Origin of the sequence: Brumicola blandensis (assembly GCF_031846165.1) — a bacterium.
Lineage (GTDB): Bacteria > Pseudomonadota > Gammaproteobacteria > Enterobacterales > Alteromonadaceae > Glaciecola > Glaciecola blandensis.
In genome coordinates, this window is record NZ_JAVRIE010000003.1 from 425,299 (window position 1) to 438,095 (window position 12,797).

General features: G+C 39.2%; 16 protein-coding genes. 9 read left to right on the forward strand and 7 right to left on the reverse strand.

From position 1 onward, the window contains the following. Nucleotides 1-14 precede the first annotated feature (14 nt). Entirely contained in the window at nucleotides 15-1,229 is a 1,215-nt protein-coding gene (locus tag RM544_RS10325; protein ID WP_311361705.1) for an MFS transporter, read from the forward strand. Nucleotides 1,230-1,305: 76 nt separating this feature from the next. On the opposite strand, the gene RM544_RS10330 is transcribed toward RM544_RS10325, so the two are convergent. Beyond that, nucleotides 1,306-1,887: a Fe-Mn family superoxide dismutase gene (locus tag RM544_RS10330; protein WP_311361706.1), complete on the reverse strand. Its 582-nt coding sequence runs from the start codon at nucleotides 1,885-1,887 to the stop codon at nucleotides 1,306-1,308. Nucleotides 1,888-2,174: 287 nt separating this feature from the next. On the opposite strand from RM544_RS10330, the gene RM544_RS10335 reads away from it, so the two are divergent. Beyond that, nucleotides 2,175-2,504, forward strand: coding sequence for a Grx4 family monothiol glutaredoxin (locus RM544_RS10335; protein ID WP_311361707.1), 330 nt, complete (start codon nucleotides 2,175-2,177; stop codon nucleotides 2,502-2,504). A gap of 102 nt (nucleotides 2,505-2,606) precedes the next feature. Here the strand turns inward: RM544_RS10335 and RM544_RS10340 are convergent, their stop codons facing one another. Further along, nucleotides 2,607-2,801, reverse strand: a complete 195-nt coding sequence (locus tag RM544_RS10340) for a bacterioferritin-associated ferredoxin (protein WP_311361708.1) — start codon at nucleotides 2,799-2,801, stop codon at nucleotides 2,607-2,609. 72 nt (nucleotides 2,802-2,873) lie between these two features. Next, nucleotides 2,874-3,515, reverse strand: coding sequence for a ribonuclease T (gene rnt / locus RM544_RS10345; protein WP_311361709.1), 642 nt, complete (start codon nucleotides 3,513-3,515; stop codon nucleotides 2,874-2,876). Between the two features lie 166 nt (nucleotides 3,516-3,681). Here rnt and RM544_RS10350 point away from each other — a divergent pair, with 166 nt between their 5' ends. Continuing rightward, the gene (locus RM544_RS10350) at nucleotides 3,682-4,554 is read left to right on the forward strand and encodes a flagellar protein MotY (RefSeq protein ID WP_311361710.1); all 873 of its coding nucleotides are present in this window, start codon (nucleotides 3,682-3,684) and stop codon (nucleotides 4,552-4,554) included. 4 nt (nucleotides 4,555-4,558) lie between these two features. On the opposite strand, the gene glpQ is transcribed toward RM544_RS10350, so the two are convergent. Then, entirely contained in the window at nucleotides 4,559-5,593 is a 1,035-nt protein-coding gene (gene glpQ, locus RM544_RS10355; protein WP_311361711.1) for a glycerophosphodiester phosphodiesterase, read from the reverse strand. Further along, on the reverse strand, nucleotides 5,593-5,979 hold the full coding sequence (gloA, locus tag RM544_RS10360; RefSeq protein ID WP_311361712.1) for a lactoylglutathione lyase: 387 nt from the start codon (nucleotides 5,977-5,979) through the stop codon (nucleotides 5,593-5,595). The genes glpQ and gloA overlap by 1 nt, the downstream gene beginning before the upstream one ends. Nucleotides 5,980-6,375: 396 nt before the next feature. On the opposite strand from gloA, the gene RM544_RS10365 reads away from it, so the two are divergent. Then, nucleotides 6,376-7,182 (forward strand): alpha/beta fold hydrolase, encoded by an 807-nt coding sequence (locus RM544_RS10365; RefSeq protein ID WP_311361713.1) that lies wholly within the window; start codon nucleotides 6,376-6,378, stop codon nucleotides 7,180-7,182. A 35-nt stretch (nucleotides 7,183-7,217) separates the two neighbouring features. Next, the gene (locus RM544_RS10370; protein ID WP_311361714.1) at nucleotides 7,218-8,069 is read left to right on the forward strand and encodes a GGDEF domain-containing protein; all 852 of its coding nucleotides are present in this window, start codon (nucleotides 7,218-7,220) and stop codon (nucleotides 8,067-8,069) included. A gap of 178 nt (nucleotides 8,070-8,247) precedes the next feature. Here the strand turns inward: RM544_RS10370 and RM544_RS10375 are convergent, their stop codons facing one another. Next, nucleotides 8,248-8,658: a DUF6326 family protein gene (locus tag RM544_RS10375; protein WP_311361715.1), complete on the reverse strand. Its 411-nt coding sequence runs from the start codon at nucleotides 8,656-8,658 to the stop codon at nucleotides 8,248-8,250. A gap of 391 nt (nucleotides 8,659-9,049) precedes the next feature. Here RM544_RS10375 and RM544_RS10380 point away from each other — a divergent pair, with 391 nt between their 5' ends. Beyond that, a complete protein-coding gene (locus RM544_RS10380; RefSeq protein WP_311361716.1) occupies nucleotides 9,050-10,066 on the forward strand; it encodes a helix-turn-helix transcriptional regulator in 1,017 nt (338 codons plus the stop codon). A 21-nt stretch (nucleotides 10,067-10,087) separates the two neighbouring features. Here RM544_RS10380 and RM544_RS10385 read toward each other — a convergent pair whose 3' ends face one another. Next, nucleotides 10,088-10,276, reverse strand: a complete 189-nt coding sequence (locus tag RM544_RS10385) for a hypothetical protein (RefSeq protein ID WP_311361717.1) — start codon at nucleotides 10,274-10,276, stop codon at nucleotides 10,088-10,090. Nucleotides 10,277-10,480: 204 nt separating this feature from the next. On the opposite strand from RM544_RS10385, the gene RM544_RS10390 reads away from it, so the two are divergent. The 3 genes from RM544_RS10390 (at nucleotide 10,481) to RM544_RS10400 (ending at nucleotide 12,790) form a co-directional block, all read left to right on the forward strand. Continuing rightward, a complete protein-coding gene (locus RM544_RS10390; protein WP_311361718.1) occupies nucleotides 10,481-11,017 on the forward strand; it encodes a MarR family winged helix-turn-helix transcriptional regulator in 537 nt (178 codons plus the stop codon). 1 nt (nucleotide 11,018) lies between these two features. Beyond that, nucleotides 11,019-11,873, forward strand: coding sequence for a CPBP family intramembrane glutamic endopeptidase (locus RM544_RS10395; protein ID WP_311361719.1), 855 nt, complete (start codon nucleotides 11,019-11,021; stop codon nucleotides 11,871-11,873). Between the two features lie 215 nt (nucleotides 11,874-12,088). Further along, a complete protein-coding gene (locus RM544_RS10400) occupies nucleotides 12,089-12,790 on the forward strand; it encodes a DUF4386 domain-containing protein (protein ID WP_311361720.1) in 702 nt (233 codons plus the stop codon). Nucleotides 12,791-12,797: the final 7 nt, after the last annotated feature.

The window sequence follows — 12,797 nt, forward strand, 5'->3', positions numbered from 1 at the left end:
TTAAGGCAATGCACGTGTTTTTACGTTTCTTAATAACAACTAAAAGCCGTGCTGCCGCGAATAGCTCCGTAAATCTGGGTTTATTATCTTTAACCTACTTTTTCTACTTCGGCCAATTAGGTGTCATTACGCCTTATGCTGGCGTATTTTTAGACGGTCGTGGTTTTAGCTCTGAAGAAATCGGCAGCCTATTAGCTATCATTACACTCACACGGGTATTGGGTCCAAACCTATGGGCCAGTATTGCAGATAAGACAGGTCGCGGTGGCGATATAGTGCGCTTTGGATGTTTACTCGCGTTTATCACCTTCAGCGCAGTGTACTTTTCTTTCGATTTTTGGTCTTTAACGTTTAGTTTCGGCATCATGATGATGTTTTGGACAGCGGTATTACCACAACTGGAAGTAATGACGGTTAGCGCTACTAAGCTCTCACGAGGTGGGTATGGTGCAATTCGACTATGGGGCAGTATTGGTTTTATCGTAATGAGCCTTTCGGTAGGCGCGCTGTTAGATTACTTCAGTACCGAAGTAATTATTTATACAGCAAGTTTCACTTTATTCGGTTTGTATTTAAGTTCCTTGCTGATCTCATCACCTCCAGTTTCTACGGATCAGAACAATCAGCATACTAGTACATGGAAAGAGGCCTTACGCTATCCTTTCATTGTCTTTATGCTGTCTGCCATTTTGCTTCAAATGAGTTTTGGGTCTTTCTATAGTTTTTTTGCACTTTACATGACTGACTTAAGTTACTCCGGCAAGCAAACGGGTTTCTTTATAGCGATTGGCGTATTGGCCGAAATTGGGATCTTTCTCGTCGCTTCTCGAGTTATCGCGAGGGTAGGAGTGAAGTGGGTGTTATTTGTTTCATTGCTATTAACCACGTTGCGTTGGTTTATTTTGGCAATCATCCCAGAATTCATTGGCAGCATTATTTTTAGCCAAATTTTACATGCCTTTAGCTTTGGGATGACACATGCAACATCTGTGTATTTCCTACACCATTACTTCTCTGAAGGTTTTCAAAGCAGAGCGCAGGCCTTGTACGTAAGCATTGCTTTCGGTGTTGGCGGGGCAATTGGTAGCTTTGTTGCCGGGCAAACATGGCAACAAGGCGAAGGGGCGAGGTTCAGCTTTTTGCTGTCCAGCGGATTTGCGCTTGCTGGTGCGGTAATGGTGCTGCTTGTTAGTAGCAAAATGTTAAACAAAGCGCCGAGCGAGACTTAAGAGTGACTCTATAGATTAGGGCAGTAGCACACACAAAAAAGCCCGCATACGCGGGCTTTATAATGTTTCTGTTGGATTATGCAAAGTTGCTTGCTGCAAAATCCCAGTTCGCTAGTGCCCAGTAGGCTTCTAGGTAGTTAGGACGAACATTACGATAATCAATGTAGTAAGCGTGTTCCCACAAATCACATGTTAATAGAGGCGTTACACCTTCTTCAGTAATTGGCGTGCCAGCGTTACTTGTGTTTACGATATCTAAGCTGCCATCCGCAGTTTTTACCAACCAAGTCCAGCTAGAACCAAAGTTGTTTACCGCTTTATCATTGAAAGCTGCTTTGAACTCAGCAAAAGAGCCCCATTTTGCGTTGATAGCATCTGCCAAAGCGCCAGTTGCTTCACCGCCGCCATTTGGGCTTAGGCTGTTCCAGTAGAAGGTATGGTTCCAGATTTGAGCTGCATTGTTAAATACACCGCCTTCTGAATTTTTTACGATTTCTTCAAGTGATTTTGAAGCCATGTCTGTACCTTCAACTAAACCGTTTAGTTTAGTTACGTAGGTGGCATGATGTTTACCGTAATGAAATTCTAAAGTTTCTGCAGAGATATGCGGTTCAAGTGCATTTTTTTCGTAAGGTAGTGCCGGTAATTCAAAAGCCATTTTGTTCTCCGTTTTGGGTCTGTGTTTCAAGTTTGAATTTTTATTTAACTATATAGTTGGGATGATTATAGTAAATCCAAGAATAATCACGAATTAATTCGCTAATAAGTTATAACTAGTTCGAAAATAAACCCAAAGAAGATCATTTTTTACTACTTTTTCTGCGTAATATCGTTAATATTCACCTCATAAGCTTAAATCTAGATTTTCTAACGGTAAGGCGCTTGTTTTTTGCGATTACACCCTCACTGTTAGATGCATTGCAACAATTAATAAAAGGTTCTCTAATGGAAACAATTGATAAAATCAAAGAGCAAATTAGTCAAAACCCTGTTCTTTTGTATATGAAAGGATCACCGAAGTTACCTTCTTGCGGTTTTTCAGCACAAACAGTGCAAGCGCTTATGAACTGTGGTGAGCAATTTGCTTACGTAGATATCCTTCAAAACCCTGATATACGCACAGAGTTGCCAAAGTTTGCTGACTGGCCAACATTTCCGCAATTGTGGATTAATGGTGAATTGATTGGCGGTTGTGACATTGTTCTTGAGATGTTCCAACAGGGTGAACTACAACCTTTAATTACTGAAGCTGCTGTTAAAACAGATAGCGAGTAATTCTAGTTCGCAAGCCTGTATTTCTCGGGTGTAAATAAAAAAACCAAACAGGGAGTTTGGTTTTTTTGTATCTGAAATTTTTATTGAGTGGAAAAGAGTAATTTAGCCTACGTCTTTAAATAGGCTTTCATCGATAATAGTGTTGTCGATAACTTCCTGTGCAAGCTCAATGCATTTCCCGCATTGGCTACCCAGTGCCATAATTTGTTTAAGTTCACGCATATTGCCAACGCCGTGGGTTTCCACTGCATTTTTTATTTGCTTGTCAGTGATGCCATAACACATGCATACGAACATTGTTAAACGCCTCTTAATCAATATGCAAATGATAATAATTGTTATTTAGTTTGAGCGCAAGTGTTTTTGCGATTAATTCTCAATAGCGTTTGCGAGGGGCCAAGCGCCAAATGACTGATATCGGTTTACGATGTAACAGAACAGCTCTGCGGTGCGTTGCGTGTCGTAAAGAGCAGAGTGAGCCTCTGATTGATTAAACGCGATACCAGCCGCTTCACAGGCTTTCACCAGTACAGTTTGTCCTAAGGCAAGTGCAGAAAGTGTTGTTGTATCGAATGACACAAAGGGGTGAAAGGGGCTTCTTTTCACTGAATGCCGTTCTAGGGCAGCATTAACAAAGCTTTGATCAAATGTGGCGTTGTGCGCAACAATCACCGAGCGCTGACAATCGGCTTGCTTCTGATATTTCCTGACATGTTTACATAAGGCTTTAAATACTTCGCTTTCTTCTTTCGCACCGCGCAGCGCACAAAAGGGATCGATGCCATTAAACTCAATAGCCGCTTTTTCAATGTTCGCGTCCTCAAACGGCTGAACGTGCTCGTGAAAAGTCGTGTCGGGTATCAACAAGCCTTGCTCATCAAATTTAAGTGTTGTCGCGGCGATTTCTAATATTGCGTCGGTTTGCGCATTAAACCCAGCAGTTTCGATGTCAATTATTACGGGAAAGTAACCGCGAAAGCGGTCTTTTAATAAAGCGTTGGTATTTGACATATGAAACAATCTTCCTTCAATCGTGGCGTGCTAGAGTGTTGCGAGTGGGGGCATTTCCGCTGAGCGGTCGCACTCGTCAAAGATGTTAATTTGCTTAAGTTTTTGCTGCTTGGTGTCGATAGTAACAGTAATCTTCTTGAGACATTCTTTAGATGAAATAATTAAAATGAAAAAAAGAAATCAATTCCTAATTAGCATGTTCTGTCTGATCCCATTCATTGCATCAGCCAACTTGCGTGAGTATAAAGCATCTGTAGAGAATTCTGAATGGTCTTTGGGTGAACAAACACGATTAAAGTGTGAATTAATGCATCCTGTACCAGGTTATGGGCTTGCTTCATTTGTGACCGAGGCCTCTAAACAACTCAATTTAGAATTTGTATTGGATATGCTTCGTTTACCCAATCGATATGATGTGGCTACGGTTTATTCAACGCCACCTAAGTGGATGCCAGGAGAGTTGACCAAGACCATCGGTCAAATGAACCTGCGAAAGCAATATGATGGTGATTTACCATCTGAGTCAGCTTGGGAAATGTTGACGGAGTTAGAAAAGGGCTACTGGCCAACGATTCATTACCAAGATTGGAATAATCGATTTGACTCAGTCGCCGTGGCCTTAAATTCCAGTAATTTTGAACCTTCTTATCATGCATTTGCCGATTGTGTAGCTAATCTTTTGCCATTCAACTTTGAAGATATTGCCTACACCGTGCTGAGCTATAAGAAAAGTAGTGTTGAATTGACCAATTATTCAAAGCGCCGATTAGATATGATTGGTGAGTATTTGAAAGAAGATCTCGACTTAGAGCTTGTCCTTCTTGATGGTTATTCTGATAGCTATGGTGGTTCATGGAATAACGAACAACTGTCTATCCGCAGGGCAAATGAAATCAGAGATTTCTTTACATCTATGGGAGTGGATACTCGCCGTATTGAAGTAACGGGTCACGGCGAAAAACGACACGTTTCACCTAATGATAACGAGCTTTCAAGAGCTAAAAACCGCAGAGTAGTTATTCAGTTGGCTAAGTTGTAATGTGTTATTCTTGCTTGCTTCGAGCGCTGCTCTTTAAATAATTCAATGTGATATCAGGATGATCAGTGAATAGCCCATTGACCCGAATTGTGTCAATGGTGAGTTTTAATAGGCTCTCTGATGTCATAGCTTCAGGCAAATCATCGGCACGGAAAGTATATGGATGAACCTTCAAGCCCAGAGCTTGAGCATTTGCAACAAGGCCAGTTTGTTGGCTTTCCTCGAATGAATAAATGTGTGGCAACCAAGGGCCAATACCTTGCGCGTAGCTAGCTATTTCTGTTAAACCTGCTTGAGTACGCAAATAATCATAATCTGCAGAGCTTTCGGCCCAATCGTTCTCAGCGATAAGCTGCACAAGTGGCGCAGTCACACCAAATTCATATTTTAGCCTTTTTAGGGTCGGCGGATAAAATGACTGTATAAAAATCTTCGACTGCTTATCAAGCAAGTCATGCTCTTTTAGCACATTCACCACAAAGAGGGTAATGTCTTTACCTTGCTCTAAATGCCATTCTGATGCCTTAATTTCGGGATAAAAGCCTACATTTTTACCGTGAATTTTATTCAGTAATTTTATGTGTTGAATATGCTGCTCAAGAGAAGCGACTTTAAATGCCGCTCTCCCTCGATAACGTTTAGGGTAAACCTGTTCACCTTGTATATTTTGTCGCTCATGAACAAATAAGGTTTGCAGTTCAGCCCATGTGAAATCGATGGCATAAAAACGGCCATCCTCGCGAAAGCGCTCAGGAAAGAGACTTTCAACATTTGTGACTGTATCAATGTGAATATCATGCAACACAACGGGCACATTATCAGCGCTTAACACAATATCTTGTTCGATATAGTCTGCTCCTTGCATAAACGCTAAGGTGGCAGCATCTAAAGTATGTTCGGGTAAATAGCCAGAAGCCCCCCTGTGAGCTATCACAGCAAATGAGGTTTCATTCTCTGTATTGAGTGAAGAAAGTGCTTCGCTTTGCGGGTCTTGCGACGTTGACAGCAATAAAAAAAACATCATCACTGTCATCATCATTACTTTCCTTCTTGAATAAGTTCTATCGCGTAACCGCTAGGGTCGCGCACAAAGGCGATGACAGTCTTGCCACCTTTCACTGGGCCTGGCTCTCTATAGACATCGCCGCCTTTCGCTTTTATTTGATCACACACAGCATAGATATCATCGACACCAATTGCCAAGTGACCAAATGCGTCGCCGTGTTCATAATCAGTTTTACCCCAATTATAAGTCAGTTCTATGACAGTATTACTGTCCTCATCGCCATAACCCAAGAAAGCGAGTGTATATTTGTACTCTTCGTTATCGCTTTGGCGCAACAAACGCATGCCAAGGGTATCAGTGTAAAAAGCAATAGACTCTTCGAGGTTGCCAACACGTAGCATGGTATGTAGTAATCGCATTAAAATCTCCTATTTCGTTTTATAATTGCGTATCGACTGTTTGTGTTATCACAACTTCTGTGCTCTGAGGATGTGAACTTCACCTAAGCCAACTATTCAAGGGTGATCAGTAAAATACTCTTCTATTAATCTTGTCGCAACTCTGTCAGCAATTGCAGCATCTAGCACGATAACATCGACCTTTGCGATTCGAAATTCGTCCACCGAAGATAAATGCTGTATTGAAGAATCATGGGCATCAATGTTATGTCGGTTTGGCTATAGAGTTTAAAATCTTTGGGTAGCACTTTGAGAGCATAGTTTTACTTTGTCGTTATACAGGCTATCCTTAGTGGTAGTAATAACATTGCGCTACGATAGTATCGCTAATGCAACTAATGGTCGAGTACGGTTTAGATGATTTTAAATACCAATATCAAGGTCCGAAATAATATTAATATTATTGGCAATGGTGACAAAACAATTTTGCTTGCTCATGGCTTTGGCTGTGACCAAAAAATGTGGCGGTTTTTAACACCGATGCTTGAAAGAAACTTCAGGGTTGTTCTGTTTGATCATGTAGGTAGTGGACAATCGGATTTGTCATCATATGACAAAAAGAAATACTCTTCCCTAGATGGGTATGCAGAAGATATAGTTGAGATATGTGAACAATTGACGTTGAAGGACGTTATATTCATAGGGCACTCGGTGAGCAGCATGATCGGTATGCGCGCAGCCATTCAATCTCCACATCTTTTCTCTCGTTTGGTTATGATCTGCCCTTCTCCTTGCTTTTTAAACTTTCCCCCTGAATATGCGGGAGGTTTCGAAAAAGAAGATTTAAAAGAGCTCATTAACCTGATGGATAAAAACTATATAGGATGGGCAAATTACCTAGCGCCTCTTGTGATGGGCGCTGATAATGAATCAGTACTTATTGATGAGCTAGAGGGTAGCTTTTGCTCTACGGACCCAAGATATGCCAAACCGTTTGCTGAAGTCACTTTTTTTTCTGACGATCGAGCTACGTTATCCCAAATATCTATGCCGACATTAGTTTTGCAGAGCGCTAACGATAACCTAGCCTCTGTAGACGTAGGGCGTTTCATTCATGAAAAAATTGCAAATTCTAAATTAAGCATACTAGAGGCTCACGGACACTGCTTACATATGACCCATCCGGAAGAGGTGTTTAACGAAATAGTCAGGTTTACTGCTTGAGTAATACACAGCTAGATTATTTTCCGTGTTTACTCATGACTACAGACATAGAAACCAATCAGGTTAGCTATTTAAATCAATATGCAGTTGACCTTATTGGCATACCCTTAAACCCTGCGGTCAGTCTATTTGATTTTATATCAAAGGCTTCATGGATCTTTTTTGAAAGCTATATTCGACCTGCTTTAATTAAGGATGGCCAGTGCACAGAAGTTCAAATAACCTTAGTTAGTCAAAAGCTTGGGAAAATTAATGCAGTTGCGAATGTTTCTTTGATTGAGTCTGTTTTATTTTGGTCTATACAGACAGCTGAAAATAGGGACAAGCTTTATCAAGAGTTACTGTCAGCTAGAGAGCATTTGGAAAACCAAAACGAAAAACTATTAGAGCTAACACGCCTAGATCCCTTAACTTCCCTCCTAAATCGTCGAGCTGCGGCCGATGACTTTATGAAAATGGCAAACCAATTAACGCGATCGTTTTGTCCAACATCATTTTTGATTATTGATATAGATTGGTTTAAAGAGATAAACGATAATCATGGTCATGGTGTAGGTGATGAAGTATTGACTAAGTTGGCAAATACTTTCAAAGAGGCATCAAGAAGCACGGATATCCTAGCTCGGTGGGGCGGGGAGGAGTTTCTAATCATTTTATTCAACTCAAACGTCATTGATGCTCAACTTTTTGCATCTCGCTTGCACGAAAAAATAAAATCAATCTTGCTACCAAATAGTGAACAGTTAACCGTGAGTATTGGAATAAGTGGTTTGAGGGAAAACGAACTGAAAGACAATGAGCTGCTAGATAAAGTATTAAAGCGAGCAGATACTGCGCTTTACAAAGCGAAAGAGAAAGGGCGCAATCGAACCGAAATTCTTGAGTGACTATAACAATATGAATGTTTTGACTGAGTATAAGCTAAACACGCTTAATTCGTGCTAACTCAGACCTGAACAGACACTGACCCGTTTTTCACACTAAAAAACTAGCGCAAAAAAGCGATGAAGCTAAATACTCGCGCTTGTGTAATTAGCTTCTTTGTTTAGGCTTTATTGATGCATTCTATGGCGTTTTGTCTTGTTTCCAAGTAAATGCCAAATAGATGATAAGCAAGCCGGTAAAAATCTCAAAGGTGCTGAAGAACATAAAGTAAATTGCGCCTCCCATGCTCACCGTTGCAATTTGTACTGAAGTGGTAATGATACCTGCCACAATATTAAAATATCTATTGAGTTTAAAAGTTAATGTCCCAGACAAAACAATCATGATCATAGGAACTTGCATTATAAAGGAAAACATCAATAAGAATTCGTCTGTGATTTTCATGTTACCTACTGCACCGGATAAAAATGCTTTTAGATAATCGGCATCGTGTAAAATAAATACATCGCAATAGATATAATTCACGGTTAGGTAAATCCAAAGCAAAGATAATAAGTTTTTACGTTTGCCATCCGGTTCAAAAATTTTCATTGTATTCCTCTCTTTAAATATAAGTTTTTTAAGTGGTAAGTCGTTTGATATTTGTTTCTATGTGAAAGGTGCCTAAATTTAGGTGTGTTGTCGTTCAAATGGGCATATTGGAACGTTTTATTTAATTATTTTTAATTTTTGTTCGTTATTTGTTAGGTATGGGCATCGATGCTGGTTTAGATACATCGGTTATTTTGGATTAGCGCTTGGTAGCTTCATTGATTCTTTAACTATACAATTGCGGTACATTACACATTAGTGATCTTTAATGGTTAACCTTCTTCCCACTATTTTATATTCCTGCATGATAGGAATAACAATATTTGCCTTGTTAGATGTTTTTCAAAGGCCAAACGAAAGGCAAAACTTTTTTCTCAAAGCGCTGTTGCTTTTGCTATTAATTCATCTAGGAGGGGAGTTATTTATCTATTCAGGTGCGTATGTCTATGCGCCGTACTTAGCTGGAGCGCAATTTCCATTTAGAGTGTTACTGGGCCCAGCTCTTTATTATTATGCTCATGCGACTATGTCATTAAACACCGTCGTCGCCAAAAAGGTCGTTGCGGCCACTTTAATTGGTCCCATTTTAGTCTTGCTGGTTATGACTCCTTTCTTATTCTTGATCAGCCCCGAAGAAAAACTAGCGTTAGCTCAGCCAGAAACACGAGATCCTCAGTTGTGGAAAATAGCGTTGTTTACCTGCATTGCCGCAACCTTCATATTCATTTCTTATACCGTGTTTTTCTTATACAAGGCATTAAAGTTACATAATTCGCATCATCAACAATTGTTGGAGCGTTTTTCAGATATTGAACAAAAATCGTTAGATTGGTTTAAGCCTGTGCTGTTAGTTTGGGGAATAGTTTGGCTAATGTACGCGTTTGAGTTTTTCATAAATGCATTGGGATTACGGTGGTTTGGTACAGGCATCATTCTCCCGTGTTTTGAAGTTATCGCGTTGGCTGTTTTCCTCCAAAAAGCCTTAAGTCAGAAAAGACTTAATGAGTCAGACAAAGGTATTCCGCATAGTACAAAAATGAGTAAAAAGCACCGAACAGCATTAATTAGTGCCGAAAAAATGCAGTCAATTGCTACAAAATTAGAACGAATAATGAAATCAGACAAAATCTTTTTAGAGGATAATTTATCTTTGAACCAATTGTCCGCTAGCATTGCCGAAACGGAGAATCATATATCAGAAACACTGTCGCAACACCTAAATACTAATTTTTTTCAATACGTAAACAACTTTCGAATAGAAGAAGCTAAGTTAGCGTTACAGGACAAAAATAAGCTAATTACGAATATCGCCTTTGAAGTAGGGTTTAATTCTAAGACGACATTCAATACGGCTTTTAAAAAAATAGTCGGGCACAGTCCCTCTGCTTATAGAAACACTCTACAATAGTGAAATTGATTCATATTTTTCTCACTTCATTTGACTTACTTTTACCAATAAATTAGCAATAGCAATGCTTGTAATAAACGACAGTAGGAAGTTCGACTCAACTTTATCTTTAAACTCACCCAAATCTTCAACAACGTAACCGCCGCAGCCCGGCTTGCGGGCAATAGCAAGCTTAGTACGATTGCTATCACAGTATACTTGCGTCTTCATAGCAATCGTTGGCCAGAAAAATAACATAAAGCTAGATATTGAAGTATGCCTCTTGTTGGTGTGTTTAAGGGGGTATGGAATTTTATAAATTCAAATAATGTTACAAATAGTTCCTTGCTTGATATGCAATGCTTACCTAATATTAGCAACAACTTTCGCAAGTGGTTGCGGATATAATATGGTTTGAATAAGAGAATAAAAGTCATGACTAAAGAATCACATATTAGTAATCAATTGAAAGCGAATTATGCGTTCATGGCAAAGTCCGTTTTTGATTTACATTGTCTAATACAAAGCCAGTCGGAAGAGTTATATACCGAAAAAGAAATGGGTTTTCCTGTTTTTGCCTCATCTACATTATTATTTTTATCTAGCGTAGAGAGCGCATCTATTATGCAAATTTCCCAAGGACTGAATTTGTCTCATCAATTGGCTTCTCAGCGTTTAAAAATAATGCTTAAGTTAAAATTAGTTGAAGGCATAAAAGATGATAATGACAAGCGAAGAACCTTGTATCACCTGACGCCTAAAGGAAAAGAAAAATCTGAGATACTCAACTTGTATTGTTTGGATGCTACGCACGCATTTAAAGACTTGTCTGACGAAATAGGTGTAGATATTCAAAGTGTCCTGAATTCAGCCATGACAGCACTTCAAAACAAATCTTTTGGAAAGCGTTTTCCTGAACACTTGCAATCCTATAAGCAACGAGTTGCTTTAAAAAAAGGTGAGAAGGCTTAATATGAACTCTACTAAAGACACCTATATCACGCTCGCAACATTTTTGGCCTTCGTTATTGCTTTTTACTTCCTAGGATTTTGGCTGATATTTAGAATGGGGCAAGCAACGCCCCTCATGTTGTCAGTCGGCGCTGCTACGATTTTAACTTGTTTAGTTAGAAAGAAGAGCTTATCTGAGCTAGGTTGGAAATGGGGGAGTTGGAAAGTGCAATGGAAAAGCTATCTGATACCCTTTTCTATTGCATTAGTGGCTTATTTACTTATTTGGTCTTTAGGTGGCGGTGGCTTATACAACAGTGAATTCTTAGCGGACAAAAAACAAAGCTATAACTTAAGTGAATGGAATGATTTAAGTATATTTCTTTTTCATTTCTTTTTAGTCGCATGTATCAGCTTTGTAATGTCAATTCCGTCTATTTTAGGAGAAGAAATTGGATGGAGAGGGCTATTGGTTCCTGAGCTTTCTAAAATAACATCATTTACTGGGGTCGTGTTAGTGAGTGGCATACTCTGGTCTGCGTTTCATTGGCCGTTGATCTTTTTAGGTTTGTATGGGAATACCGATACATCGATTTACTATCAACTGTTTTTCTTTACCTTATTCATTGTTTCTAGCGGCACTATCATGGCTTATATCAGGTTAAAAACAGACAGTGTCTGGACCGCCGTTATGTATCATGGCGCTTCCAATATATTTATTCAAAAGGTATTTACGCCTATTACCATTACAAACGAAAACTCAAGTTATTACATTGATGAATTTGGAGCTGTATTAGCGTTGGTAGCCACAGTTGTTGCATTTGCCTATTGGAGGAAAGGTGTAAAGGAGTTTTCTTCATTAGCTCAAAAAACTTAAAACTCTGTCGATCGATATAGTCAGCAAAAGCAGCAATTGAATAAATTCAAAACAAGGAATACAGAGACACTCTGCGTCAAACGCCGCCCAACAGTAGTATATTTTTAATTTTACTGAATATTATGTACGTCGAATTTCGAATTCGGCGCATAAATCCCTTTCTTATCTGCCAATATGCGGCGCTCACTGTGTACTGCAATAATTAGGGACCACATATGAAATTAAATACTAAAGGCCGATTGGCAGGCATTTTATATTTGCTACTCGTAATAACAGGTATATTCAACTTAAAGTATGTACCAACTGAATTAATAGTTTGGAGCGATGCAGCGTTAACGCTGAGCAATATCTCATCATCGGAGTTTCTTTATCGATCAGGTATTGTTGCCGGAATTCTCAGTTATGTAATTTATCTATTATTACCGCTTATTTTTTTCGATATTTTTAAAGATGTAAATCGGTGTCTTGCGGTACTAATGGTTGCCTTTTCCGTAATAAGCGTTCCTATTTCACTATTTAACATGGTGGATAAAGTAAATGTTTTAACTTTACTCAGTGACGCTAGCTTTTTGAATTCGTTAAGCACTGAACAAATTCAAACGAATGTCATGCTTTTACTTAGGTCGTATAACAATGGCATATCTGTCGTTCAAATTTTCTGGGGCTTATGGTTATTTCCCTTAGGATATTTAATTTTTAAATCTGCGTACATCCCAAAAATGTTGGGTATTTTACTTATGTTAGGATGCTTCGGTTATTTGATTCTATTTTTCCAGCATTTTCTCTTTCCTGAGGTTGAACTCCCAGCATTTGTTTCATTGCCCGCTTCGTTAGGCGAACTAGGTACTTGTTTGTGGCTTTTAATCATGGGGATAACAGATCGCTCTGTTAAACCAAGGTCTCAAATTCTGAAATAAATTCACT

Excerpts from the sequence above, each read along its gene's own strand:
- gloA (WP_311361712.1), bottom strand. The coding sequence starts at position 5,979 with ATGCGATTACTACATACCATGCTACGTGTTGGCAACCTCGAAGAGTCT.
- RM544_RS10400 (WP_311361720.1), top strand. The coding sequence starts at position 12,089 with ATGAAATTAAATACTAAAGGCCGATTGGCAGGCATTTTATATTTGCTA.
- RM544_RS10350 (WP_311361710.1), top strand. The coding sequence starts at position 3,682 with ATGAAAAAAAGAAATCAATTCCTAATTAGCATGTTCTGTCTGATCCCA.
- RM544_RS10390 (WP_311361718.1), top strand. The coding sequence starts at position 10,481 with ATGACTAAAGAATCACATATTAGTAATCAATTGAAAGCGAATTATGCG.
- RM544_RS10365 (WP_311361713.1), top strand. The coding sequence starts at position 6,376 with ATGATTTTAAATACCAATATCAAGGTCCGAAATAATATTAATATTATT.
- RM544_RS10385 (WP_311361717.1), bottom strand. The coding sequence starts at position 10,276 with ATGAAGACGCAAGTATACTGTGATAGCAATCGTACTAAGCTTGCTATT.
- RM544_RS10335 (WP_311361707.1), top strand. The coding sequence starts at position 2,175 with ATGGAAACAATTGATAAAATCAAAGAGCAAATTAGTCAAAACCCTGTT.
- rnt (WP_311361709.1), bottom strand. The coding sequence starts at position 3,515 with ATGTCAAATACCAACGCTTTATTAAAAGACCGCTTTCGCGGTTACTTT.
- RM544_RS10340 (WP_311361708.1), bottom strand. The coding sequence starts at position 2,801 with ATGTTCGTATGCATGTGTTATGGCATCACTGACAAGCAAATAAAAAAT.
- RM544_RS10370 (WP_311361714.1), top strand. The coding sequence starts at position 7,218 with ATGACTACAGACATAGAAACCAATCAGGTTAGCTATTTAAATCAATAT.
- RM544_RS10395 (WP_311361719.1), top strand. The coding sequence starts at position 11,019 with ATGAACTCTACTAAAGACACCTATATCACGCTCGCAACATTTTTGGCC.
- RM544_RS10375 (WP_311361715.1), bottom strand. The coding sequence starts at position 8,658 with ATGAAAATTTTTGAACCGGATGGCAAACGTAAAAACTTATTATCTTTG.
- RM544_RS10330 (WP_311361706.1), bottom strand. The coding sequence starts at position 1,887 with ATGGCTTTTGAATTACCGGCACTACCTTACGAAAAAAATGCACTTGAA.
- glpQ (WP_311361711.1), bottom strand. The coding sequence starts at position 5,593 with ATGATGATGACAGTGATGATGTTTTTTTTATTGCTGTCAACGTCGCAA.